This is a genomic window from Paracoccus sp. (in: a-proteobacteria) (assembly GCF_047605025.1).
Lineage (GTDB): Bacteria > Pseudomonadota > Alphaproteobacteria > Rhodobacterales > Rhodobacteraceae > Paracoccus.
This window is the reverse complement of sequence record NZ_JASGGO010000004.1, coordinates 92,338-115,060: the sequence shown is the minus strand read 5'-3', so window position 1 is coordinate 115,060 and position 22,723 is coordinate 92,338. Positions and strand designations below refer to the sequence as shown.

At 67.5% G+C, this 22,723-nt stretch carries 18 protein-coding genes; 16 read left to right on the top strand and 2 right to left on the bottom strand.

Annotation, left to right across the window (positions count from 1 at the left end):
- The first annotated feature begins 112 nt into the window (after positions 1-112).
- From QM682_RS04190 to QM682_RS04160, 7 genes are all read left to right on the top strand, one after another.
- The gene (locus tag QM682_RS04190) at positions 113-1,591 is read left to right on the top strand and encodes a sugar ABC transporter ATP-binding protein (RefSeq protein WP_415127413.1); all 1,479 of its coding nucleotides are present in this window, start codon (positions 113-115) and stop codon (positions 1,589-1,591) included.
- A 27-nt stretch (positions 1,592-1,618) separates the two neighbouring features.
- Positions 1,619-2,614, top strand: coding sequence for an ABC transporter permease (locus QM682_RS04185; RefSeq protein WP_415127411.1), 996 nt, complete (start codon positions 1,619-1,621; stop codon positions 2,612-2,614).
- Between the two features lie 66 nt (positions 2,615-2,680).
- Positions 2,681-3,661: a substrate-binding domain-containing protein gene (locus tag QM682_RS04180; protein ID WP_415127409.1), complete on the top strand. Its 981-nt coding sequence runs from the start codon at positions 2,681-2,683 to the stop codon at positions 3,659-3,661.
- Positions 3,662-3,733: 72 nt separating this feature from the next.
- A complete protein-coding gene (locus tag QM682_RS04175) occupies positions 3,734-4,492 on the top strand; it encodes a GolD/DthD family dehydrogenase (RefSeq protein ID WP_415127407.1) in 759 nt (252 codons plus the stop codon).
- Between the two features lies 1 nt (position 4,493).
- Positions 4,494-6,227: a dihydroxyacetone kinase subunit DhaL gene (gene dhaL / locus QM682_RS04170; RefSeq protein ID WP_415127405.1), complete on the top strand. Its 1,734-nt coding sequence runs from the start codon at positions 4,494-4,496 to the stop codon at positions 6,225-6,227.
- 55 nt (positions 6,228-6,282) lie between these two features.
- Positions 6,283-6,933, top strand: a complete 651-nt coding sequence (gene dhaL, locus QM682_RS04165) for a dihydroxyacetone kinase subunit DhaL (protein WP_415127403.1) — start codon at positions 6,283-6,285, stop codon at positions 6,931-6,933.
- Positions 6,934-6,936: 3 nt separating this feature from the next.
- Positions 6,937-8,988 carry a bifunctional sugar-binding transcriptional regulator/dihydroxyacetone kinase subunit DhaK gene (locus QM682_RS04160; protein ID WP_415127401.1) on the top strand — a complete coding sequence of 684 codons (2,052 nt, stop codon included), beginning with the start codon at positions 6,937-6,939 and terminating at the stop codon, positions 8,986-8,988.
- Positions 8,989-8,994: 6 nt separating this feature from the next.
- On the opposite strand, the gene QM682_RS04155 is transcribed toward QM682_RS04160, so the two are convergent.
- Entirely contained in the window at positions 8,995-10,167 is a 1,173-nt protein-coding gene (locus QM682_RS04155) for an MFS transporter (protein ID WP_415127399.1), read from the bottom strand.
- On the bottom strand, positions 10,160-10,924 hold the full coding sequence (locus QM682_RS04150; RefSeq protein ID WP_415127397.1) for a DeoR/GlpR family DNA-binding transcription regulator: 765 nt from the start codon (positions 10,922-10,924) through the stop codon (positions 10,160-10,162). Before QM682_RS04150 ends, QM682_RS04155 begins: the two co-directional genes overlap by 8 nt.
- Before the next feature lie 738 nt (positions 10,925-11,662).
- Between QM682_RS04150 and QM682_RS04145 the strand changes: the two genes are divergently transcribed.
- The 9 genes from QM682_RS04145 to QM682_RS04105 all read left to right on the top strand — a co-directional run bounded on the left by QM682_RS04145 (position 11,663) and on the right by QM682_RS04105 (position 22,723).
- Positions 11,663-12,871, top strand: a complete 1,209-nt coding sequence (locus QM682_RS04145) for a DUF6212 domain-containing protein (RefSeq protein ID WP_415127395.1) — start codon at positions 11,663-11,665, stop codon at positions 12,869-12,871.
- Complete coding sequence (locus QM682_RS04140) at positions 12,868-15,471, top strand: glycosyltransferase (RefSeq protein WP_415127393.1); 2,604 nt, start codon at positions 12,868-12,870, stop codon at positions 15,469-15,471. The genes QM682_RS04145 and QM682_RS04140 overlap by 4 nt, the downstream gene beginning before the upstream one ends.
- A gap of 13 nt (positions 15,472-15,484) precedes the next feature.
- Positions 15,485-16,045: a hypothetical protein gene (locus QM682_RS04135; protein WP_415127391.1), complete on the top strand. Its 561-nt coding sequence runs from the start codon at positions 15,485-15,487 to the stop codon at positions 16,043-16,045.
- A 51-nt stretch (positions 16,046-16,096) separates the two neighbouring features.
- Positions 16,097-17,659 carry a hypothetical protein gene (locus QM682_RS04130; protein ID WP_415127389.1) on the top strand — a complete coding sequence of 521 codons (1,563 nt, stop codon included), beginning with the start codon at positions 16,097-16,099 and terminating at the stop codon, positions 17,657-17,659.
- Positions 17,656-18,909 (top strand): glycosyltransferase, encoded by a 1,254-nt coding sequence (locus QM682_RS04125; RefSeq protein ID WP_415127387.1) that lies wholly within the window; start codon positions 17,656-17,658, stop codon positions 18,907-18,909. Before QM682_RS04130 ends, QM682_RS04125 begins: the two co-directional genes overlap by 4 nt.
- Before the next feature lie 45 nt (positions 18,910-18,954).
- Positions 18,955-20,136, top strand: coding sequence for a polysaccharide pyruvyl transferase family protein (locus QM682_RS04120; RefSeq protein ID WP_415127385.1), 1,182 nt, complete (start codon positions 18,955-18,957; stop codon positions 20,134-20,136).
- A gap of 42 nt (positions 20,137-20,178) precedes the next feature.
- A complete protein-coding gene (locus QM682_RS04115) occupies positions 20,179-20,850 on the top strand; it encodes a sulfotransferase family 2 domain-containing protein (RefSeq protein ID WP_415127383.1) in 672 nt (223 codons plus the stop codon).
- A 99-nt stretch (positions 20,851-20,949) separates the two neighbouring features.
- On the top strand, positions 20,950-22,215 hold the full coding sequence (locus tag QM682_RS04110) for a flavin-containing monooxygenase (protein WP_415127381.1): 1,266 nt from the start codon (positions 20,950-20,952) through the stop codon (positions 22,213-22,215).
- A 91-nt stretch (positions 22,216-22,306) separates the two neighbouring features.
- Positions 22,307-22,723 carry a RidA family protein gene (locus QM682_RS04105; protein ID WP_415127379.1) on the top strand — a complete coding sequence of 139 codons (417 nt, stop codon included), beginning with the start codon at positions 22,307-22,309 and terminating at the stop codon, positions 22,721-22,723.

Here is a 22,723-nt window from a genome sequence, read left to right as displayed (position 1 = left end):
CCCCGTGCGGCGGCCTTTCACTTTCAAAGTTCATCTTTGTGTTGACAAAGTTCATTACACAAAGCTTACATATGTCGATCATTCAATGACATTTGAATGGCGGGGGGGAGACATGCAGCCGATTCTTGAGGCGATCAGCCTTGCGAAAAGCTTTTCCGGCGTTCCGGCCCTGCGCGACGGGCGCTTTCGGCTGCTGCCCGGCTCGGTCCATGCGCTGTGCGGCGGCAATGGCGCGGGGAAATCGACCTTTCTGAAGATCGTCATGGGCATCCAGCCGCGCGATTCCGGCACGATCCTGCGCAATGGCCAGGAGGTCGGCTTCGACGGCCCGGCCCAGGCGCTGGCCAGCGGCATCGCCATCGTCGAACAGGAGCTTTCGCCTGTGCCCGCGATGACCGTGGCCGAGAACATCTTCCTGGGGCGCGAGCCTTTGGCGCGGTTCGGGCGCATCGACTTTGCCCGCCTGAACCGGCGCACGCAGGATCTGCTGGACGGCTTCGGCTTCGCCATCCGCGCGACCGAGTTGATGATGGATCTGACCGTGGCGCAGACCCAGCTTGTCGAGATCGCCAAGGCGCTTAGCCATGATGCGCAGGTCATCATCCTGGACGAGCCGACCTCGGCCCTGGGCGAGGCCGAGGCCGAGCATCTTTTCGCCGCCATCCGCACCCTGAAGGCGCGGGGCAAGGGTGTGATCTATGTCAGCCACCGCCTGTCCGAGATCTTTTCCATCTGCGACAGCTATACCGTCTTTCGGGATGGCCGGTTCATCCAGGACGGCGCGCTGTCCCAGATCGACAAGGCGCAGTTGATCCAGCTTATCGTGGGCCGCCCGCTGACCGAGGAATTCGTCAAGGAAAACGTGCCATCGCCCGAGATCGTCCTGCGCGTCGCCGGCGCGGATGCGGCCCGTGGCGTCGCGGATATCAGCTTTTCGGCGCATCGGGGCGAGATCCTGGGGATCTATGGGCTGATGGGCTCGGGCCGGACCGAGATCCTGGACCGGCTTTTCGGCCTGTCCGGCCATGGCGAGGGCCGGATCCAGATCGGCGGCGCCGAAATGCGGATCGAAAGCCCCGCCCAGGCGATCCGCGCGGGCCTTGCCTATGTGACCGAGGATCGCAAGGGCTCGGGCCTGGTCCTGTCCGCCAGCGTGCGGGACAACATGTGCCTTGCGGTGCTGGACCGCATGTCCCCCGGCGGGATGATGCGTCCCGCCCGCGAGGCGGAGGCGGCGGCGCGGATGATCGAGGATCTGCGCATCAAGACCGCCGGCGACGGGCTTGGGGTCTCGGGGCTTTCGGGGGGCAACCAGCAGAAGGTGGTGCTGGGCAAATGGTTCCTGACCGAACCCCGGATCCTGCTTCTGGACGAGCCGACGCGCGGCGTGGACGTGGGCGCCAAGCGCGAGATCTACCGGGTGATGTCCGATTTCGCCCGCGCCGGGGGGACGGTGCTGATGGTCTCGTCCGAGACCGACGAGATCCTGGGCATGGCCGACCGGGTGATCGTGCTGAAGGACGGCCGCGTGGCCGGGGAATTGGGCCGGAGCGCGCTTTCGGCGGAAAGATTGCTGCATCTTGCCGCCTGAGACGGGATGCAAGGGGAGGGACGACGCATGCAAACCAACAGCCACGGCGCGGCCGGGCCGCGCCTGACGGCCGGCCGGATCGTGCAGAAATACGGCATCCTCATGGCGCTGCTTCTGGCCTGCCTGGTGCTGAGCCTGATCAGCGGAAATTTCCTGACCGGGCGCAATGTGCTGAACGTGCTGCGCCAGACCTCGATCAACGGGGTGCTGGCCATCGGCATGACCTTCGTGATCCTGACGCGGGGGATCGACCTGTCGGTCGGATCGGTCGTGGCGCTGGCGGGGGTGGTCGCGGCTTCGTTCGCGACGACATCCAGCAGTGGCTTCATCCCCGGCGCGCCCTGGCCCGCCGTCCTGGCACTGGCCATCGGCATCGCGGTCGGCATGGGCTGCGGCGCGGTTTCGGGGGTGATCGTGTCGCGCTTCAAGGTGCCGGCCTTCGTGGCGACGCTGGGCATGCTTTCGGCCGCGCGCGGGCTGACGCTGCTTTATTCGGGCGGGCGCCCGGTGCCGGGCCTTTCGGGCGGCTTTCGCTGGATCGGCACCGGCGATGTTCTGGGCATTCCGGTTCCGATCCTGGTGCTGCTGGCGGTCTTCGCCGGGGCCTGGTTCGTGCTGAGCCAGACCCGCTTCGGCCGCCAGGTCTATGCGGTGGGCGGCAATCCGCATGCGGCCAAGGTCTCGGGCCTGCCGGTCAACCGTATCCGGCTTCTGGTCTATGTCATCTCGGGCGGGCTGGCGGGCCTTGCCGGGATGATCCTGGCCGCGCGCACGGGCTCGGCCCTGCCGCAGGCTGGCGTCGCCTATGAGCTGGACGCCATCGCCGCGGTGGTGATCGGCGGCACCTCGCTGGCCGGGGGCGTGGGCCGGGTCACGGGCACGCTGGTCGGGGCGCTTCTGATCGGGGTGATGAACAACGGATTGGATCTGATGGGGGTCGAATCCTATTACCAGCAGGTGATCAAGGGCGTTCTGATCGTCGCCGCCGTCATGCTGGATCAATCGAGGAACAAGCAGGACTGAGACCTGCTTTTCGGCGCGGGCGGGTGCCCGGCGCCGCGACCAAGCCGTCCCTGGGAGGAACGTGAGATGAAGAAGACTCTGATGCTGGCCAGCGCCCTTGCCCTGCTTGCGGGTGGCGCCATGGCGCAGGACAAGCCCAAGATCGGCGCCGCCGTCTATGGCCTGAACGCCGAGTTCATGCAGATCTGGGCGCAGGCGGCCGAGAACCATCCCGCCGTCAAGCAGGGGCTGGTGAGCCTGACCGTGTTCGATGGCCGCTATGACGCGCTGGTCCAGCAGGAACAGTTCGAGACGATGATCACCGACGGCTTCAAGGCCATCGTCTTCGTCCCCATCGACATCGAGGCGGGCGCGGCCCCGGTCGAGGCGGCGGTCGGCGCGGGCATTCCCGTCGTCGGCTCGAACACGCGCGTGAACAGCGATCTGCTGGCCTCTTACGTCGGCTCGGACGATGTGCAGGCGGGCTATATGGAGGCCAGGACCGTGCTGGACAGGATCGGCTGCAAGGGCAATGTCGTCATCATCGAGGGGCCGATCGGCCAGTCCGCCGAGATCCAGCGCGGCGAGGGCAATGACAAGGCCCTGGCCGAATGCCCCGAGGTCAAGGTGCTTGAGCGCCAGACCGCGAACTGGAGCCGGGCCGAGGCGCAGAGCCTGATGGAGAACTGGCTGACCTCGCATCCGGGCGAGATCGCGGGCGTGATCGGCCAGAACGACGAGATGGCGCTGGGGGCCATCGAGGCGATCAAGGCCGCCGGCCTGAAGCCCACCGATTTCGCCATCGCGGGCATCGACGGCGTGACCGATGCGCTGAACGCGGTCAAGGCGGGCGACATGGCCTCGATCCTGCAAGATGGCGCGGCGCAGGCGCAGGGCGCGCTTGATCTGGCGATCGCGCAGGTGCTGCCCGACTACAAGCCCATGTCCGATGTCTGGACCAAATACCCCGAGATGGAATGGCAGGACGGCAAGGCCAGGGAATATAACGTGCCCTGGACGCCGGTGACGGCCCAGAACGTGGACGCGCTGCTGGCCGAGCGCCAATAGCCCAAAGCCGGCGGGGGCGCATCCGGTGCGCGCCTTCGCCATCCTTTCCCGGAAACAGCAAGGAATCCGATCATGGTCGCTGCAAGTTTCGAATTTTCGCTCTTCGGCAAGCTTGCCGTGGTGACGGGCGCGGCCTCGGGCATCGGCGCCGCCATCGCCGAGGGCTTCGCCGCCAAGGGCGCGCGCGTCGCGCTGCTGGACATGAACCTGGACGCGGCCGGAGCCCGCGCCGCCGGCCTGCCCAAGGCCCGCGCCTTCGCCTGCGACGTGACCGACGCGGCCGGTATCGCCGCTGCGGTGGCCGATATTCGCGCGACGATGGGCGAGATCGACATCCTGGTCAACAGCGCCGGCATCGTAGATCTGGCCCCCGCCGAAGAGATCGGCGACCGCGCCTGGACGCGCACCATCGAGGTGAACCTGACCGGCAGCTTCCTGATGGCGCGCGAGGTCGGCCGTGCGATGATCGCCGCCGGGCGGGGCGGGCGCATCGTGAACCTGGCCAGCCAGGCCGGTTCGGTTGCCATCGACGGGCATGTGGCCTATTGCGCCTCGAAATTCGGCATCATCGGCGTGACCAAGACGCTGGCGCTGGAATGGGGGCGGCACGGGATCACGGTCAATTCGATTTCGCCCACGGTGGTCCTGACCGATCTGGGCCGCAAGGCTTGGGACGGTCCCAAGGGCGAGGCGATGAAGGCCCAGATCCCCGCCGGCCGCTTCGCCGAGCCGCATGAGATCGCGGCGGCGGCGGTGTTTCTGGCCTCGGACGAGGCCGCAATGATCAACGGCGCCGACCTTCTGGTCGATGGCGGCTATACGGTGAAGTAGGATGCAGCGTTTCATCAACAATCCCGACGATCTGGTCGACGAGACCGTGGCCGGCTTCGTCAAGGCGCATCGCGACCTGGTGCGGCTGGACCCGGAAAACCCGCGTGTGGTGGTTTCGACCTCGGCGCCGCGGGCGGGCCGCGTCGGTATCGTGACCGGCGGCGGCTCGGGGCATGAGCCGGCCTTCATCGGCTATGCGGGCCGCAATCTGGTCGATGCGGTGGCGGTGGGCGAGCTTTTCTCGTCCCCCACGGCGAAAAGCTTCGCCGACGCGATCCGCGCCGCCGATGGCGGTGCAGGCGTGGCGGTGCTTTACGGCAATTACGCCGGCGACAACATGAACGTGAAGATGGCCGCGCGGATGGTGGCCGAGGACGGGATCCAGACCGCGACCGTCGTTGCCAATGACGATGTATGTTCGGCCCCGCCATCCGAGCGCGCCAAGCGTCGCGGCGTCGCGGGCGAGATCTTCATGTGGAAGATCGGCGGCGCGAAGGCCGCGCAGGGCGGTTCGCTGACCCAGGTGCAGGCGGCGGCGCAGAAGGCCATCGACGCCTGCCGCTCGGTCGGGGTGGGGCTTGGACCCTGCACCCTGCCTGCCGTGGGCCATCCGAATTTCCAGATCGCGCCCGGCACCATGGAGGTCGGCATCGGCCATCACGGCGAGCCGGGCACGCGGGTCGAGGCGCTGAAGCCCGCCGCCGCCGTGGCCGATGACATGCTTCAGATCGTCATGGACGATCACGGCCTGTCCGAGGGGGCCGAGGTCGCGGTGCTGGTCTCGGGCCTGGGCGCGACCCCGGTGAACGAGCTTTATGTGCTTTACGACCGGATCGAGACCGGACTTTCCCGGCGCGGCATCCACGTGCATCGGGCCTTTGTCGGGAATTACTTCACCTCGCTGGAAATGGTCGGCGCGACGCTGACGGTGATGGCGCTGGACGATGAGTTGAAGGCGCTTCTGGACATGGAGGCGATGGCGCCGGGCATGGCGACCGGCCATGTCGCCGCCCCACAGGCCAGCGCCGCGCCGGTGCAACAGCGCCCTGCCGCCCGCGCCGAAAAGGCCGAGGCGGCGGCGGTCGACGTTGAGGTCCACGGGCCTTGCGTCGCCAATCCCGGCGGCGACGGGATCGTGGCCGAACTGGCCCAGGTCATCGTCGCGAACAAGGCGCATCTGTCCGAGATCGACGGGCTGATCGGCGATGGCGACCATGGCATCAACATGGCCAAGGGCTTCGGCCGCGCCGCCGAGCGGATCGCGGGCAAGGGGCTGAGCTTCGATCAGGCGCTGGCGGTGCTGGCCGATGTGCTGATGTCGGAAATCGGCGGCTCGATGGGTCCGCTTTACGGCTTCATGTTCCAGGACATGGCGCGTGCCGTCGCCGGCCGCAGCGCCATCGACGCCGAGGGCTTCCTGGTGATGCTTGGCGCGGGGCTGGCGGCGGTGCGGCGCACCGGCTCGGCCGAGGTGGGGGACAAGACGCTGATGGATACGCTGGTTCCGGCCGTCGCCGCCTTCGATGCCGCCAAGGCGCGGGGCTTTGCCCCGGCGCTGGCCGACATGGCCGAGGCGGCGGCCAGGGGCCGTGACAGCACCGTGGATCTGGTGGCCCGGATCGGGCGCGCCGCGCGCCTGGGCGAACGCTCGCGCGGGGTGCCGGATGCGGGGGCGACCTCGTGCTGCCTGATCCTGACCACCCTGGGCGACAGCTTCGCCCGCCGCCTGGGCTGACCGGATTGCCGTTCCGGCCCTTGCGCCGGGGCGGGCTTTGGGGCCAAGTGGCGCCATGAACCCGCTGGCAGCCCCGCAGATCGTCGATCTTTTCCGCGTCGTCGCCCGCCGCCTGGCCGAGGCGCGGGCCGATCTGGGCGCGCTGGACGGCGCCATCGGGGACGGCGATCACGGCAATTCCATGGCCGAGGGCTTTGCCGCCGTGGTCCGCGCCGGCGCGGAAGCGGCGGGCGAGGGGGTCGCGGCGGGGGATCTGTTCGCGATCGGGGGCAGTGCGTTGCTGAACGCCGTCGGCGCCACCACCGGCCCGCTTTACGCCAGCGCCCTGCATCATGCCGGGCTGCGCTTTGCCGGGCAGGCCGGTATTCCCGCCGAAGAGATCCCGGCCCTGGTTGCGGCCTTTGCCGAAGGCATCGCCGCGCGCGGCAAGGCGCGGCCGGGCGACAAGACCATGATGGACGCCTGGGGGCCGGCCGCCCGCGCCGCGCAGGGGCCGGGCGACGCGCTGGCCCGGCTGGACCGGGCGCTGCACGCGGCAAGCGAGGGGCGGGACGCGACGCGGGCGATGATCGCCTCGGTCGGGCGCGCCGCGCGGCTGGGTGAGCGAAGCCTTGGCAATGTCGATCCCGGCGCGGCCTCGGCGGTGATCGTCATCGCCGCCCTGCGCGAGGGGCTGGCGCGCCACATCGCCGGGCCGGAGAGCTAGCCCATGGCGCCGCGCCCAAAGCCCGCCGAAGGCGATGCTGCTGCCTGCGCCATGCCGCTGCGCTATGGCGACGACCCGCTGCTTTGGGCGGCCTGGCTTTACTACGAAGAGGGGCTGACCCAGGGCGACATCGCCCAGCAGATGGGCCTGTCGCGCGCCTCGGTCAACGCCTATCTGGCCGATGCCCGGACCCGTGGCATCGTCAAGATCGAGATCGCCCCCGAGAAGTTCCGCGCCCTGACCATCGCCCGCGCCCTGCGCGAGCATTTCAACCTGCAAGACTGCCTGGTGATCCCGACCGAGGGGGCCGAGCGGCCGCTGATCGCGCGGCTGGGCGATGCGGGCGCGCAGGCGCTGGGGCGCTATCTGAAATCCGGCGACACCCTGGCCGTGACCTGGGGCCGGACCATGCTGGCCCTGGCCGAGGCGATGGACCGTCCCGGCCTTCAGGACATGCGCGTGGTCCAGGCGACCGGCGGCACCACCGGCCGTATCCCCTGGACGCCCGAAGCCTGCGCCTCGCGCCTGGCCGAGGTGCTGGGCGCGCGCTCGGTCCCGATTTCCGCCCCGGCCATCGTCTCATCGGCCGAGGTGCGCGCCATGCTGATGGCCGAGCCGGTCCTGGCCGAGCAACTGGCGATCCTGTCCGAGGCCGACCGGATCGTCATGGGCATTTCATCGCTGCGGCCCGAAAGCACCATCCACAGCAGCGGCTTCCTGGACGGCGGGGTGCAGCACGCGCATTACCAGGACGCGGTGGGCAGCATCGTCGGGCGCTTCATCTCGGCGCGCGGCGAGCCGGTGATAGGCCCGATGGACGCGCGCACCATCGGCGTCGATCTGGATGCGCTGCGCCGCATCCCGCAGCGTATCGCGGTGGCCGGGGGCGTGGACAAGGTGCCCGCGATCCTGGCCGCGCTGCGCGGCGGCTATGTCAATGTGCTGGTCACGGATGCGGGCACCGGGCGCGGCATCCTGACCGCCGAGGGCTATCGCGACACGCCGCGCGGGGCCGACCGCCCGGCGGATGCGCCCCTGGCCCGCCGCACCCATGTCAAGAAGCTGATCAACGCGCCCCAGGACGCGGTGGACGAGGCGCTGAGGGGTGCGCTGCTGGCGCATGAAGGGCTGATCGCCCCCGTGGCCGACGCGCCGCGCGCCATCCGCGCGCTGGACGGGCCGCGCCCTGGCAAGGTCGGCGTCGTGATCGGCGGCGGCGCCGGGCATGAGCCGGGCTTCTGGGGCTATGTCGGGCGCGGGCTGGCCGATGCGGCGGTGGTCGGCAATATCTTCGCCTCGCCTCCGCCCGCGCCGATCCTGGCCGCGACCCAGGCCGTCCATGGCGGCGCGGGGGTGCTTTACATCTATGGCAACTTCTCGGGCGACGTGATGAATTTCGACATGGCCGCCGAGCTTGCGGCGGCCGAGGGCATCACCGTGCGCAGCGTGGTGACGACCGACGACATCGCCTCGGCCCCGATCGAGGCGCGGGCGGCGCGGCGCGGGGTGGCGGGCAATGTCTTCATCTTCAAGATCGCGGGCGCCGCCGCCGAGCGCATGCTGCCGCTGGAGGAATGCGAGGCGCTGGTCCGCCGCGCCAATGCCCGCACCTATACGATGGGCCTGGCGCTGGAACCCGGCAGCCTGCCCGATACCCGCCGCCCCAGCTTCGAGATCGGTCCGGGCGATATCGAGCTGGGCGTCGGCATCCATGGCGAGCCGGGCGTGCGGCGTCAGCGCCTGGCCTCGGCCGATGACAGCGCCGACATGCTGCTGGACCGCATCCTGGCCGAGATGAGCCCCGCCGAGGGCGATGAGGTGGCCGTGCTGGTCAATTCGCTGGGCAGCACCCCGGCGATGGAGCTTTACATCCTGCTGCGCCGGGTCCGCCAGCGGCTGAAGGCGCGCGGCATCCGCGTCAGCCGCAGCCTGGTCGGACCCTACTACACCTCGCTGGACATGGCGGGGGTGTCGCTGACGCTGATGCATCTGGACAAGGATCTGGCCGCGCTGCTGGCGGCGCCCTGCCGGGGTCCGGCGCTGGCGCTGCCCTGAGCATCATCAGGCCGGGGCCGCGCGGCGCCCTGCGTCCAGCACCGGCGACAGCGCCGCGATCAGCAGGGCAAAGCCCGCGATCAGCAGGAATGAAAAGCGCAGCGAGGTCGCCTCGGCGATCAGTCCGATAGCCGGCGGCCCCAGCAGCATGGAGCCATAGCCCAGCGTCGCCACCGAGGCGATGGCCTGACCCGGCGGAACCCGCGGATCCGCGGCGGCGCGGGTGAAGGCCAGCGGCACCACCGCCGCATAGCCGATCCCCATCAGCACGAATCCCGACAGCGCCACCGGCAGCGCCGGCGCCAGCGCGCAAAGCAGATAGCCCAGGCCCGCCGTCACGCCGCTGGCCACCGCCATGTGCCGCGCGCCGAAGCGCGTGATCAGCCCGTCTGCGCAAAGCCGCATCGCCACCATGGTCGCCGAGAACACCGCATAGCCCAGCGTCGCGCGCGATTGCGGCGCGCCCAGCACATCCGAAAGGAAGATCGCGCTCCAATCCACCGCCGCGCCCTCGCCCAGGCCCGCCGCCAGCGCGATCAGGCCGACGCCGAGCAACGCCCCGCGCGGAAAGGCGAAGACCGGATGCCCGCCGCCCCGCACCTGGCGGCGCGAGGTCCAGTCCAGCCGCAGGAACGGTCCGAAGACCAGCCCCGTCACCACCGAGGTCAGCAGGAAATGCAGCCCTGTCGGGCTATCCAGGCTGGCGGCGACGAAGCCGCCCGCCGTGCCCAGGCCCGCGCCCAGGCTCCACATCGCATGAAACGAAGACATGACCGAGCGGCCCATCCGCGCCTCGACCTCGGTGGCCCAGCTGTTCATCGCCACGTCCATCGCGCCATGGCACATGCCGAAGCCGAACAGCGCCAGCGCCAGCGCGGGCACCGACGGCGCTGCCCCCACAATCACGATCGAAACCAGATACACCGCCGTGATCCAGCGCGTCACCCGCACCGCGCCGTGCCGGTCCGAAAGCCTGCCCGCCAGCGGAAACGAGATCAGCGCGCCGATCCCCATCGCCAGAAGCAGCAGGCCAAGCCCGCTTTCGCCAAGGCCGAAGCGTGCCGTGACGGCCGGCACGCGCGACGCCCAGGCGCCCAGCAGCACGCCGTTCAACGTGAATACCGCCGCGACGGCGCGCCAGGGAGTCGGCGCGCGCCAGGGGGTCAGCAGGTCAGACATTTCTTACCTCAAGTCCAGTTGCGGCCAGCGCGGCGGTCTGCGCGACGCTGGCATCCGTGATCAGCAGGGAAATGCGGTCGCAGGACGCCACCCGGTGGCGCGCGCGGCGCCCGATCTTGGCCTGCAATGTCAGCGCCACGCTGCGATGGCCGGCGGCGATCATGGCCCGTTTCACCTCGCTCTCATCCAGGTCGTCGGCGCCCAGGCCGAAGCCGGCCTCCAGCCCGCAGACGCCCAGAAAGGCCAGATCCAGCGCGCTGCCCGAAAGCGCATCGACTGCCGCGTGGCCCACGCTGATCGCCCCCGAGGCCGAAAGCCGGCCGCCTACAAGCTGGGTCGGGATGCCTGCGGCCAGGCTTGCCAGCGCCACCGCCGGCGCCGGGGTGACGACCAGGCTGCCAGGCAGGGGCGGCAGGCTTTGCGCCAGTGCCAGAACCGTGGTGCCGCCATCCAGCCCGATCGCCATGCCGTCGCGGATCAGGGGCAGGGCGGCATCGACCAGGCGCCGGATCTGCTCGGCCCCTTCGCCCAGCCGTTCGAGCGTCGGGCGGACGGGGCGCGCCACCGGCAGGGCGCCGCCGCGAATGACCCGCGCCAGCCCGCGATCCTGAAGCGCCTTCAGGTCGCGCCGGATGGTATCGGACGAGACGCCGAACTGCCGCGCCGCCGCGGCCAGGGTCAGTGGCTGGCCCTGATCGAGTCGCCGCATAAGCGCCTGCTGCCGCAGTTCGGGGCCGGGGGAGGGGTATCCAGTCATGCCGCATCGATACCGGGAAATTCTTATAGATGCAATATTATGCTACATTCTGCAATTTTTGTGGGTAGTTTGCCGCCGGGTGCCGGGCGGGCCGTCGGTGGGGGCCGCAAGCTGTTGCCGATTTGCCGCGATTCAGCCAAAGGTTGCGCATTTTTGGGCAGATCGCCGGGGAAACGGGCAGATGCCCCCCGGCGTCATGCGCAATGCTGCGGCGCGGCACGATATGGACAAAATGAATATAATGCCAATTGCCGGCGCTGGGATTGGTTAAAAATTCATTAAGCGCAGTCTAAATGATCAAAATCTGTCGGGAATCCTGCGTGCTTTCCGCAAGAGGGCAGGGATTCTGATCCATGAAAATCTATTGACGGGGTGTCCTTGCCGGAATATCCCCGGTCTCGTAATACGGTTATGGATGCACGAAACGGTCAAATATCTGGCAGGGATCGCCAGGATCGTTTTCCAGGCACAGGTTGCATGGTAGTGGTCGTGTGCAGTTGCACGGGCTTTCTCGATATTCAAATTTTCGATTCCTCATGTGGGGTCTGTCCGTTTTTGGAGTCGTCAAACATGCGATCAGTTATTCTTGTTCCGGCCGGAATGAAGGCTGCCGTTGAGGCGATAGTCTCAACCAGATCAATATATTGTGTGGAATTCAGCCCCAAGTCCGGGGAATTGCTTCTTTCTCCGGGTGATCGCCCGCTGGCTATCGTCTTGAAAAAGAAGGGCTCGGGGTCGTTGCCATCGGTTCCCGAATATCTGGGAAAGATTCCAAGGGTCATATTCGATTCCGCGAATGAAAAGCAGCTTTATTGCGACCTGATCGATATCCTGCTGAACCGCGCGGTGAATAGCGAAGAGGATGCCGGCCGTGCCCGCCTTTCCGCCGCGATTCTGCGGCGTGAAAACGGAGATTTGGAAGAGAATCTGAAATCGGTCGAGAATTTCCTTTATACGCTCGGCAATCCCCGTTTCATGCGCGCGCTGTCCTGGGAGCCGGTCGGCAGCATGGTCACGCTGGCGCCGGGGGCCGAACTGGCGCAGCGGTTGCCGGTGGGCGCGGCCTCGGTCGCGGCGGTCGATCTTTGGGTTCCGGCCGGCCTGCGCGAGGATCTGGCCAGGTTGACCCTGCATCTGGTCTGCGCCTCGGGGCAAAGCCACGATCTGGCGCGCAGCCCGGCGCTGGCGGGGGTGGATGCGGGCTGGATGCGCTTCGTGCTGCCCGCCCCGCTGCCCGGCCCGGAACAGGATTGCGTGCTACGGCTGACCTGGACGGGGGCGCAGCCCTTTGCGTTGGGGCTGGGCCATGCCGTTCCCGACCCGAGCTTTGCCGCGCGTCTGGCCGGCACGCCCGGCGAGGAGCGCGTGCTGGCGGTCCGGGTCTGGAAATCCCTGCCCGGCGTCCGCCTGCCCGAGCCGGGGCTGCTTCTGCCCGACCGCGCGCCGGTCCTGCCGGGCGATGCGGGCTTCATCTCGCCCGCCGAACTGCCGCTGCCCGAGCTTTTCGCCGTCCCGCCGCTGGCGACGGACCATGTTTCGACCGCCTTCTGGGAGAGTGAGGACGCGATCATGGTCCACCCCTCGCGCCAGGGGGCGGTCTGCGCCGTCATCCGCGATGTCGAGTTGCCGGCGCTGGCCCATATCTCGGCCCTGGTCAATGTCGGCCATCCGCGCGCACCCAGCCTGAATTTCAGCGTCGGCGTCGCGCCCCATGGCCAGGTGGACGAGGACGGCTATTGGCAGCGCCGCATGGGGCCCTGGGTGCATGGCCTGCCCGCGCATGGCTGGTCGCAGGCGCATTGCATCCCGGTCGAGACGATCATGGGGCGGGCCGATATCCTGCTGGCGGTGTCGCTGGCCTCGGACATGCCCAATGACATGAGCTGGGGCCTGTTCCGCGGCTTCCGCATCTCGCGCCGCGACAACATGCCCTTGACGCTGCAATGACAGAGGTGGGGCAGATCTCGGTCATCGTGCCGATCAAGGGCCATCCGGTGCTGCTGGACGACGCCCTGGCCGCCGTCCACCGCGAGATGGAGAGCGGCGCCATCCGCCGGCTGGTGGTGGTCGACGACGGCTGCGAACATGACGAGACCCGCGCCAGCATCGCGAGTTGGCAGGCGCTGCTGGGTTCGCGCATGCTGGCGCTGCACTTTACGAATGGTGGGCTGAGCGCGGCGCGCAATCGCGGCATCCGCGCGGCGCTGGGGGCGGATCCCGACATCGCCGGACTGCTGCTTCTGGACGCCGACAACACCCTGGTGCCGGGCGCGGGCGCGGCGGTGATGCGGGCGCTGGCGCGCGATCCCGACTGCGACTGGTTCTATCCCGATTTCGACTTTTTCGGGCAAAAGGGCCATTATATCGCCGATCACGATCCAAGCCTGCTTTTTCACGCCCATCTGAACCTGTGCGAGGCGGGCAGCCTGATCCGCCGCCGCGTCTTCGAGGCTGGGATCCGCTTCGACGAGGCGATGAAGAAGGGCTATGAGGACTGGGATTTCTGGCTCTCGGCCGCGCGTTCGGGCTTTCGCGGCAAGCCTCTGGCCGAGCCATTGTTGCTGTATCGCAAGCGCCCGGCCAGCATGCTGTCGCATTCGCACGACCTGGACGAGGAATTGCGGCGTTTTCTTGAGAACAAGCATCGCTGGCTGTTCTCGGTGCCGGCGCTTCTGGCGCTGGAGGCCGCGCGCTTTCCGCGCTATGCCATCATCGAGGGCGACAGCGCGATCCTGTGCACCGATCCCGACCATGCCGAGCCGGTCCCCCTGGCCGAGCTTGAGCGCCGCTTTTTCGCCCATTTCGCCGACCCCTACGCCAATCACGCGCCCGCGATGCTGATCGTGCTGCGCGAGGGCGTCAGCGCGCGGCTGAAGCAGGCGCGCCTGATGCACAATTTCCTGTGGATCGCGGAACGGCGGCTGGCCCGGCAGGGGGCGGAGCGGGATCTGGACCTGTTCTTCCTGAACGCCTCGGAATCGGGCCATGCTGTGCATGACGGGCTGGGCAACCCCGCTCTGCCGCCGGATGGGGTCGTGCTGGGTGCCGAGGAACTGCGCCGGATCGTCCTGCGTCAGGATCTGGACTGGATCCGCGATGTCGAACGCGCACCGAACCCGCATCCGGTGACAAGCTGGGGCATGGACCTGGACGGGCTTGCGCCGTTACCGCCCCATGCGGATGGCGCGACCGAGATCCTGCGGAGCTTCCTGCTGATGATGCATCGCAGCCGCTATCTTCCCGCCTTGGAGCAAAGCTGGCGCTGGCGCGAGCCGGGCGGCGCCGCGAACCGCGCCAGCGCGGTCGAGATCCCGCGCAAGGCGGCCTCGGGCGGGGTGGTCTTGCCGCTGCTGAAGGAAAAGGGCCGCAAGGATATCGGGCTGGTGCTGCCGATCTTCGATTTTGGCGGGGTCGAGAAGGTCGCGGCGAGCCTTGCGCGCGAACTTTCTGCGGCGGGGCATCGGCTGCATCTTTTCATCGCCAGCGACCGCCCGATCCATGGCGACGGCTGGGCGCTGCGGGCCTTTCACAGCGTGAACTGGCTGCCCGACGCCGCGACCCTGGATTGGTCCGGCCCGGAATACATGGGCACCGCCGAGCCGCGCTGGGGCGAGGGGATGGAGCGTGCCGATCTGGTCGGGCTGCTTTCCTCGATGGATGCCGTGATCAATGCTCATTCCGCCGCGCTGCACAAGGTAGCCGACCGGCTGAAGCGCCAGGGCGTGCTGATGATCGATCACGAACATCTGGTCGAGCGCAGCCTTTACGGCCGCAACTATGGCCCGCCGAAGCTTGCCCTGGCCTATGAGCATGCCTATGACCTGTTCCTGACCTGCTCGCAGGCGCTGGCCTCGTGGATGAACGCGCATGGCATCCCGCAGGGCAAACTGATGCCCGTGGTCAATGCGCCGGGCTATCCCATGACGCCCGGCCGGGTGGCCGAGGTGCTGGCCGCGCGCGGTCGTGCCGATCTGGATGCGCCGTTGCGGGTGCTGTTCATGGGCCGGCTCGATCCGCAAAAGGGCGTCGCCCGGCTTGCCGCGATCTATGGCGGCCTGGCCCGGCACGCGCCCGAGATGCAGCTGACCATTGCCGGGCAATCGGTGGTGGACGATCCCGCCGAAACCAGCTTTCCGCAGCAAACCCGCATGCTTGGTGCCATGCGTGGACCCGAGGCGCTGACCGCGCTGCTGGCCGCGACCGACATCCTGGTGCTGCCCTCGCATTACGAGGGATTGCCGCTTTCGGTCCTTGAGGCGCAGCGGCTGGGCGTCGTCGTCCTGGCCACCGAGGTCGGCGCCATGCGCGAGGCGATCCGGGACGGCGTGAACGGCTATGTCATCGCCGAGCAGGGCTGCGAGGAGGGCTTCGTCGAGCGCATCCTGGCCTTGGACGAGGACCGCGAGATCTTGCGGCGGGTTTCGGCCGCGGCCTCGCGGGGATCACGCGACTGGGGGCAGGCGGCGGCGCCGCTGCTGGCCTGGCTGGATGGAAAATGGGGGGGGCGCCGATCAGCGGCGATAAGCGGATGTTTTATATCTCCATGAAAGGATAAATTAAGTGACGACGATCTACGCTGCCGCATTGCGCAATTACGAAGCCGCCGCATCGGTTCTGACCGCCCTGCAATCCAGCCGCATCGACCTTCTGGCCGAGGCGCGTTCGGCCCTGGTCGGCCGGCCCAAGCTTGGCCTGGCGGGCGGCTACAACAATATCACCCCCGCCTTCGGAACCTGCCTGCCCAGCGGCACCCGCTGCGATGTGCTGGCGGCCTCGGACGACATCAATGCGATCGAATTGCGCGGTGCCGGCCTGCAATGGATGACGCTTGAGGCGCCGCTGTTCGAAACCTCGGACCCGGTCTCCAAATGCTTCATCGAATGCAATGCGCTGGCCGAGCTGCCGCTGGTGGCCGATGTGTTCCTGCGCAGCTTCGGCGAGGATGGCGAGGTGCGCGACAGTGGGCATACGGAATGGCGGATCATGCGCGATTCCGTCTCGCTTTGCAGCCTTTCGCTGCCCGAGCCGGCAGAGGGCGACCAAGGCCGCCGCATCATCATCCACCTGCGCCACCCCGCGCCGCGCCTGCTTCTCAGCGCGCTGGCGTTGACCCTGGCCTGACGCCCCCCGGCCGTGCCCGCGATGGCGCGGCCCTGACGAAAGGATGACGCTTTGTCCCTGAACCTGGATTTCTGCTTCGCCGATGACGGCGACGTTCTGGTTGTTGCCGGCTGGAGCAGCGATCATTGGCTGGATCTTGAGCTTTATGTGGACGAGGCCCGGCTGGCGCCGCAGCTTCTGACCCGCCACGCCCGCCGCGACCTGCGCACCGCTGAACGGTTCGGGGTGCTGGCGGTCTTCGACCTGGCCGGCCTGGATATGGCCGGGAATGCGACCGTGCATGTGAAGTCCGGCCATGAATTCATCGAGATCCAGCCCGAGCGGCTGGTGACAGATCAGTTGCGGCTGGTCGAAATCGGCGTCGATGAACTGTTCTTCGCCTGGCTGCGCCTGCTGGCGCAGGGTGCGCTGCGGCCACCCTTGGGCGAGGCGGCGCTGGCAGCCGTGGCGCGGCTGCGCTTCGCGCCCCTGCTGAATTCCGAAAGCGACGAGTTCGGCCTTGGGATGGATCGCTGTCTGATCGATCCGGCGGGGCAGGGGCTGGTCTCGGGCTGGTTCATGCCCGCCGTTCCCCAGACCCAGCCACTGGTGGCGCTGGCGCTGGACGATGCGCAGATCTGCCGGGTCGAACTGTTTCCCGGTGCCCTGCCGCGCGCCGATCTGGCGCCCTATGCGCCGCGCTATCGCTTTACCGGCGATGACGGCTATGCCGGCGCCTTCGCCCTGCCGCAGGAGCCGCGCGGTCCGGTCCGGGTGCTGTTTATGCTGCCCGGACAGGAAAACGCGGCCGGTGTGTTGGCCCCGACGGTGCAGACGCCCCCGGACGATTTCGCGGCCGAGCTTTGCCAGGTCCAGCTTGACCTGCCGGACATGGCGCTGAAGACCCGGCTGCGCGCGGCGATGCTTGGCCCGATGCCGGCCTGGCAGCCCCCGGTCAAGCCGCAGCGCGCGCGCAATGGTCCAGTGCTGCTGCTTCTGGACCATGACCTGCCCGATAACGACCTGCGCGACGTGCTGCGCCGCGTCGGTCAGCGCCTGGCCCGCCCGGTCGAACTGCTGTTGCTGCGGGACCGGCTGTCGCGCGAACTGGCCGAGGCGGTCGAGGGTGCGGCCCGCGAACTGCCCGCCGGCCTGCGGCTGCATGGCGTGGCGATGGCGCTGCCCAAGACCGGGCCGCTGCCCGAGACATTGCTCTTTGGCCGCAGTTCGGTCCTGTTCCAGATGCCCGCCTCGGCCGGGCTTCTGGCGTCCGGCAAGCCGCGCGAGCCTTTCCATGTCACGCTGCTCGACGCCATCGGCGCGATCCGCGGCACCAGCGCGGACCTTGCCGCGCGGTTCCAGCGCGATCTGCTGCCCTTTGCCATGATCGGCCCGACGCAAAGCCTGCAACAGATGCTGGCCTGCGCTCCGGCTGTCTTCCTGACCCAGGAAGCCCGCCTGCGCCATATCGCCGGCCATCTGATCGCCGGTGGGGCGGCGGGGACCGACATCCTGCCCGGCACGCTTAGCTTCATCGGCCGCTCGGGCCCGTGCGCGCGCATCCTGCCGGGGGGGATGGACCTGCATCTTTACGATGCCGAAAGCCGCAAGCTGATGGAGGTGCTCGCCGCATGACCCGTATCGTCATCGTATCCCATTCCCACCCGAACCTGCGCTATGGCGGTGGCGAGGTCGCCGCCTATCGCCAGTTCCAGCATCTGCTGTCCCTGAACGAGGATGCCTTTTTCGTCGGCTCGACCATCGGCCCCGAGGACAGCGACAAGTTCTTTGGCCGCAGCCAGCAGGTCATCAGCTTCAGCCCGCGCGATTTCTGCATGCAGGGCCGGGGCATGGACGGATTCCAGATGGAACATGCCCGCATCGCGGACGAAGACTGGATCGTCGAGTTTCTGCTGTCCTTTCAGGCCGATATCTATCACTTTCACCATTTCTGGAACATCGGCGCTGGCACGATCCGGCGGCTGCGCGCCGCGCTGCCGAAGGCGCGCTTCATCTGCACGCTGCACGAACTGACCGCGATCTGCGCCAATCACGGCCAGATGGTCAAACGTTCGGGCGAATTGTGCTATGCCTCAAGCGAGGTGGCCTGCGCCGCCTGTCTGCTGCGGCCGCCCGCCGATTTCGTGCTGCGCCGCGCGCGCATGACCGAGATGCTGGCCGTCTTTGACCATCTGCTTTCCCCCAGCGAATTCCTGCGCGACCGCTTCGAGGGTTGGGGGGTCGCGCCGGGCCGCATCGCGGTGATCGAGAATGGCCTTGATCACGCCGACGACGCCTGCCCCGAGACCGAGGAGGCGCTTTTGCGCAAAAGCTGCCGCTTTGCCTTCTTCGGCCAGGCGACGCCGACCAAGGGCCTGGACGTGCTGGTCCGCGCCGCCGCCCTGATCGAGGCGCAGGGCACGGAAAGCGACCTGCCGCTGGCGATCGAGATCCACGGCGTGGACAAGGAAAGCTTCGCGCGCATGTGGCCGGATCTGGAACTGCCCCAATGCGTGCGTTTCTGCGGCCGCTATCGCCCGCAGGATTGCGTCGAGATCATGCGCGGCTATGGCTGGATCATCATCCCTTCGGTCTGGTGGGAGAATTCGCCGGTGGTGATCCAGGAGGCCCGCGCCGCGCGCACGCCGATGATCGCCTCGGATATCGGCGGGATGGCGGAAAAGACGGCGGGTTGGGGCATCCAGTTCCGCGTCGGCAACGCCGCCGAACTGGCCGCGGCGATCCTGTCGGTGCATGGCGACGCGGCGCGGCTTGCGGAATACAAGTCCCGCATCACCCCTCCGCTGGATCTGGCGGGCTTCCAGGCGGAATGGGAACGGGCCTGCACAGGCTTGACCAAGAGCGGCCTTCAGAAGGCCAGCTAAATCAAATCTTTCGACCGGACGATGTCCAATATAAAGGAATGTATCATGAAAATCGGCCTTCTTTGGGAAAGCGAAAATTGCGGGCTTTATTCGAATTCCGACTTCGACATGCTTTATCGCAAAGTCGGCCACAATAACGGAAACCTTGCATTCGTCTATGCCGTCCGCAGTCAGATCGACGCCGAGGTCCAGTATTTCCCCTGGCATGTCCGGCCCGAGGTGCTGAATGAAAGCGTGGACTATGTTGTCATTCCCTGCGCCAACCAACTGGGCAAGCATACGGATCTGGGCGGTCTGGCGAAGAACCTGGCGCAAGTGAACAAGCCGATCATCGCCATCGGCCTTGGCGCGCAGGCCAAGGAATTCGGCGCTGATGTCGAACTGACCGAGGGAACCCGCGCCTGGCTTGACGTGCTGATCGAGAATGGCCGCCGGCATGGCATTCAGAACATCTATACCCGTGGCCCCTATACTTCCGAGCAGATCGAAAAGCTGACGGGCGCTCAGACGATCGCGAACGGCTGCCCGTCGCATTTCATCAATCCCCGGCCGGATTTGGGCCTGCGGATCCAGGCGAACTGGGAGCGGAACCCCATGCCCCGGCGCATCGCGGTCGCGGGTGGGCATGAAGCCTGGCGCGAAACCCGCGAGATCGAGCAGCAGCTGATCGCCATGATGATGGACCCGCAATTTCCTGGCGTCTATATCGTCCAGTCGATGGGGAACATGATCAAGATTTCGCGCGGACTTTTCGACGAGATCGAGCCGGATGCGATCGCGCGGCTGCACAAGCACACCGTCCCGCATTACACGCCCGAGCAGTTCAAGGACTGGGCCTTGAACTATGCGCGCTCGTATTACGACGTGCCGGCCTGGATGGACGAGTTGCGCCGCCACGACCTGCTGATCGGCCCGCGCTTCCATGGGGCGCAACTGGCGATCCAGGCCGAGCGGATGGCCTGCACCGTCACCATCGACACCAGGACCGAGGAAATGTGCCGCGAGACCGGCGTGCCCTTCCTGCGCGCCAATGATCTGACCCAGCCGCTGACGCGCAGCCGGCTGCGGGAACTGCTGCACTTCGACGGCGCGGAATACGACCGCTTCCGCGCGATGAAATGCGCCCGCTACATCGACTTCCTGAAAGGGACCGGGCTGAAGCCGGCGGATTATCTTGAAGCCATCGCGGCAGGGGCCAAGGCCGATCCGCAGCGCCAGGTCGCCTGAGACGGACCGCTCCCGGCGTCGCCGCCGGGAGCATCCATGCCCATGGCCCTGATCCTTCCCTCTCAGCGTATCGCCTATTTCCCGGTGCCGAAGGTCGCCTGCACCTCGATCAAGAGCATGTTCTTCGAGATCGAGAACGGCCGGCCTTTCCAGCCTCTGCGGCGGTTCGGGCAGATGTTCCACATCCACAATTTCTACGGCACGCAGCCCTTCGCGCGCCAGGATCTGAAGGGGGTCGCCGATTTCTGGCGCTTTGCCGTCTATCGCGATCCCGTCGCGCGTTTCCTGTCATGCTATTCGAATCGCGTGCTGCATTTTCGCGAACTCTCGGCGCAGATGCTGTCGCCCGCCGCCCAGAAGGCGGGGGCATTGCCCGATCCCGATCTGGACAGCTTCGTCGAGCGGATCGAGCTTTATCGTGAGTTCTCGCCCTCGATCCGGCACCATGTCGCGCCGCAGGTCAGCTTCCTGGGCCGGGATCCCGGCTATTTCCAGCAGATCTACACCATGGCCGAACTGCCGCAGATGGTGGCCGAGCTTAGCCAGCGCATCGGCCGGTCCCTGCGCCTGCCGCATGAGCAGCGCGGCGGCCCCAAGCTGACGCCCGCCGATCTGAGCGCCAATGCGCAAGAGCGGCTGGCGCAGATCTATCGCGCCGATTTCCGCTGGGCCGAGAAGGCCGGGATCGGCCCGGCAGGTTTAGGCTCCGCCTAAGCCTTGCTGCATCAAATCGTAATTTTCGCGTTTCCCGTCCCAGGATAGAGCGGGGGAAGGACGGGACCTTTCCCTTGGACAGCCAGAAAGGATGCGGAAATGGCAGATGAAAAGATCGACACGCTGGTTGTCGGCGCCGGTCAGGCGGGCGTCGCGATGAGCGAGCATCTGGGCCGCGCGGGCATCCCGCATCTGGTGCTGGAACGCGGTCGCATCGCCGAACGCTGGCGCTCGGAACGCTGGGATTCGCTGGTCGCCAACGGCCCCGCCTGGCATGACCGCTTTCCGGGGGCCGAATTCCGCTGCGATCCCGATGCCTTCCCCGCCAAGGAGGATGTGGCCGATTACTTCGTCGATTACGCCCGCCGGATCGAAGCGCCGATCCGCTGCGGTGTCGAGGTGCGCGAGGTGCGCCGCAACGAGGGCCGGCGCGGCTTTACCGTGACCACCTCGGAAGGCGTGATCGAGGCCGATCATGTCGTGGCCGCGACCGGCCCCTTTCAGAAGCCGATCATTCCCCCCCTGATCCCCGAGACGCCGGGCATCGCGCAGATGCACTCGACCGGCTACCGCAATCCCGGCCAGCTTGCGCCGGGCGCGGTCCTGGTGATCGGGGCCGGCTCCTCGGGGGCGCAGATCGCCGAGGAATTGCTGACAGCGGGGCGCGAGGTCTATCTTTCGGTCGGGCCGCATGACCGCCCGCCGCGTGCCTATCGCGGCCGGGATTTCTGCTGGTGGCTGGGTGTCCTGGGGAAATGGGACCTTGCCGCGCCCGCGCCGGGGACCGAGCATGTGACCATCGCCGTCAGCGGCGCGCATGGCGGCCAGACCGTCGATTTCCGTCGCCTGGGCAATCGGGGCATGGTCCTGCTGGGCCGGACGGAAACCCATGCCGATGGCGTGCTGGGCTTTGCCCCGGACCTGAACTTGAACCTGGACCGGGGCGATGCGAATTACCTGGGTCTTCTGGACGAGGCCGACGACTATATCGCCCGCAACGGCCTGGACCTGCCCCCCGAGCCCGCGGCGCGCGAGGTCCAGTCCGATCCGGGCTGCGTGACCGACCCGATCCTGTCGCTGGATCTGGCGCAAGCCGGGATCACCACGATCATCTGGGCCACCGGCTTTGCCGTCGATTACGGTTGGATCAAGTCCGACGCCTTCGACACGCGCGGCCGTCCGATCCACCAGCGCGGCGTCTCGCCCGAGCGGGGGATCTATTTCCTGGGCCTGCCCTGGCAATCGCGGCGCGGCTCCAGCTTCATCTGGGGCGTCTGGCACGATGCCGGGCATATCGCCGAACAGATCGCCATTCAGCGGAAATATCTGGACTATCACAGCCAGGCCGGCGGCGGGCAGGCTTAGCCTGATCCTCAGCAGTGCTGAGCCAGAGAATTCTTTCAAATCGCGGCAGCGCCGGGACAATCGATGCCGCATCCCCTCGGAGATCCAAGCCATGGCCCATACCCGCATCCGCAAGTTCAACACCAAGGACACCTATCCCGAACAGAACCTGGACAACGACCTGTGCCAGGCCGTCGTGACCCAGGGGGGGCGCATCGTCTGGCTGCGCGGCCAGTGCCCGCAGAACCTGGACGACGCCAAGAACATCGAAAGCCACGATCCGGTCGAGCAGACCCATAAGGTCATGCAGAATATCCGCCAGTTGATCGAAGAGGCCGGCGGCAGCATGGAGCATCTGGTCAAGGTCGTGGTCTATATCACCGACGTGCGCCACCGCGAGGCGGTCTATCGCACCATGGGCGAATATCTGAAGGGCGTGCATCCGGTCTCGACCGGGCTGGTGGTCCAGGCGCTGGCGCGGCCCGATTGGCTGGTCGAGATCGACGGCACCGCCGTCATCCCGGATTAA

Excerpts from the sequence above, each read along its gene's own strand:
- dhaL (WP_415127405.1), top strand. The coding sequence starts at position 4,494 with ATGCAGCGTTTCATCAACAATCCCGACGATCTGGTCGACGAGACCGTG.
- QM682_RS04110 (WP_415127381.1), top strand. The coding sequence starts at position 20,950 with ATGGCAGATGAAAAGATCGACACGCTGGTTGTCGGCGCCGGTCAGGCG.
- QM682_RS04180 (WP_415127409.1), top strand. The coding sequence starts at position 2,681 with ATGAAGAAGACTCTGATGCTGGCCAGCGCCCTTGCCCTGCTTGCGGGT.
- QM682_RS04125 (WP_415127387.1), top strand. The coding sequence starts at position 17,656 with ATGACCCGTATCGTCATCGTATCCCATTCCCACCCGAACCTGCGCTAT.
- QM682_RS04120 (WP_415127385.1), top strand. The coding sequence starts at position 18,955 with ATGAAAATCGGCCTTCTTTGGGAAAGCGAAAATTGCGGGCTTTATTCG.
- QM682_RS04105 (WP_415127379.1), top strand. The coding sequence starts at position 22,307 with ATGGCCCATACCCGCATCCGCAAGTTCAACACCAAGGACACCTATCCC.
- QM682_RS04175 (WP_415127407.1), top strand. The coding sequence starts at position 3,734 with ATGGTCGCTGCAAGTTTCGAATTTTCGCTCTTCGGCAAGCTTGCCGTG.
- QM682_RS04155 (WP_415127399.1), bottom strand. The coding sequence starts at position 10,167 with ATGTCTGACCTGCTGACCCCCTGGCGCGCGCCGACTCCCTGGCGCGCC.
- dhaL (WP_415127403.1), top strand. The coding sequence starts at position 6,283 with ATGAACCCGCTGGCAGCCCCGCAGATCGTCGATCTTTTCCGCGTCGTC.
- QM682_RS04140 (WP_415127393.1), top strand. The coding sequence starts at position 12,868 with ATGACAGAGGTGGGGCAGATCTCGGTCATCGTGCCGATCAAGGGCCAT.
- QM682_RS04185 (WP_415127411.1), top strand. The coding sequence starts at position 1,619 with ATGCAAACCAACAGCCACGGCGCGGCCGGGCCGCGCCTGACGGCCGGC.
- QM682_RS04115 (WP_415127383.1), top strand. The coding sequence starts at position 20,179 with ATGGCCCTGATCCTTCCCTCTCAGCGTATCGCCTATTTCCCGGTGCCG.
- QM682_RS04190 (WP_415127413.1), top strand. The coding sequence starts at position 113 with ATGCAGCCGATTCTTGAGGCGATCAGCCTTGCGAAAAGCTTTTCCGGC.
- QM682_RS04150 (WP_415127397.1), bottom strand. The coding sequence starts at position 10,924 with ATGACTGGATACCCCTCCCCCGGCCCCGAACTGCGGCAGCAGGCGCTT.
- QM682_RS04160 (WP_415127401.1), top strand. The coding sequence starts at position 6,937 with ATGGCGCCGCGCCCAAAGCCCGCCGAAGGCGATGCTGCTGCCTGCGCC.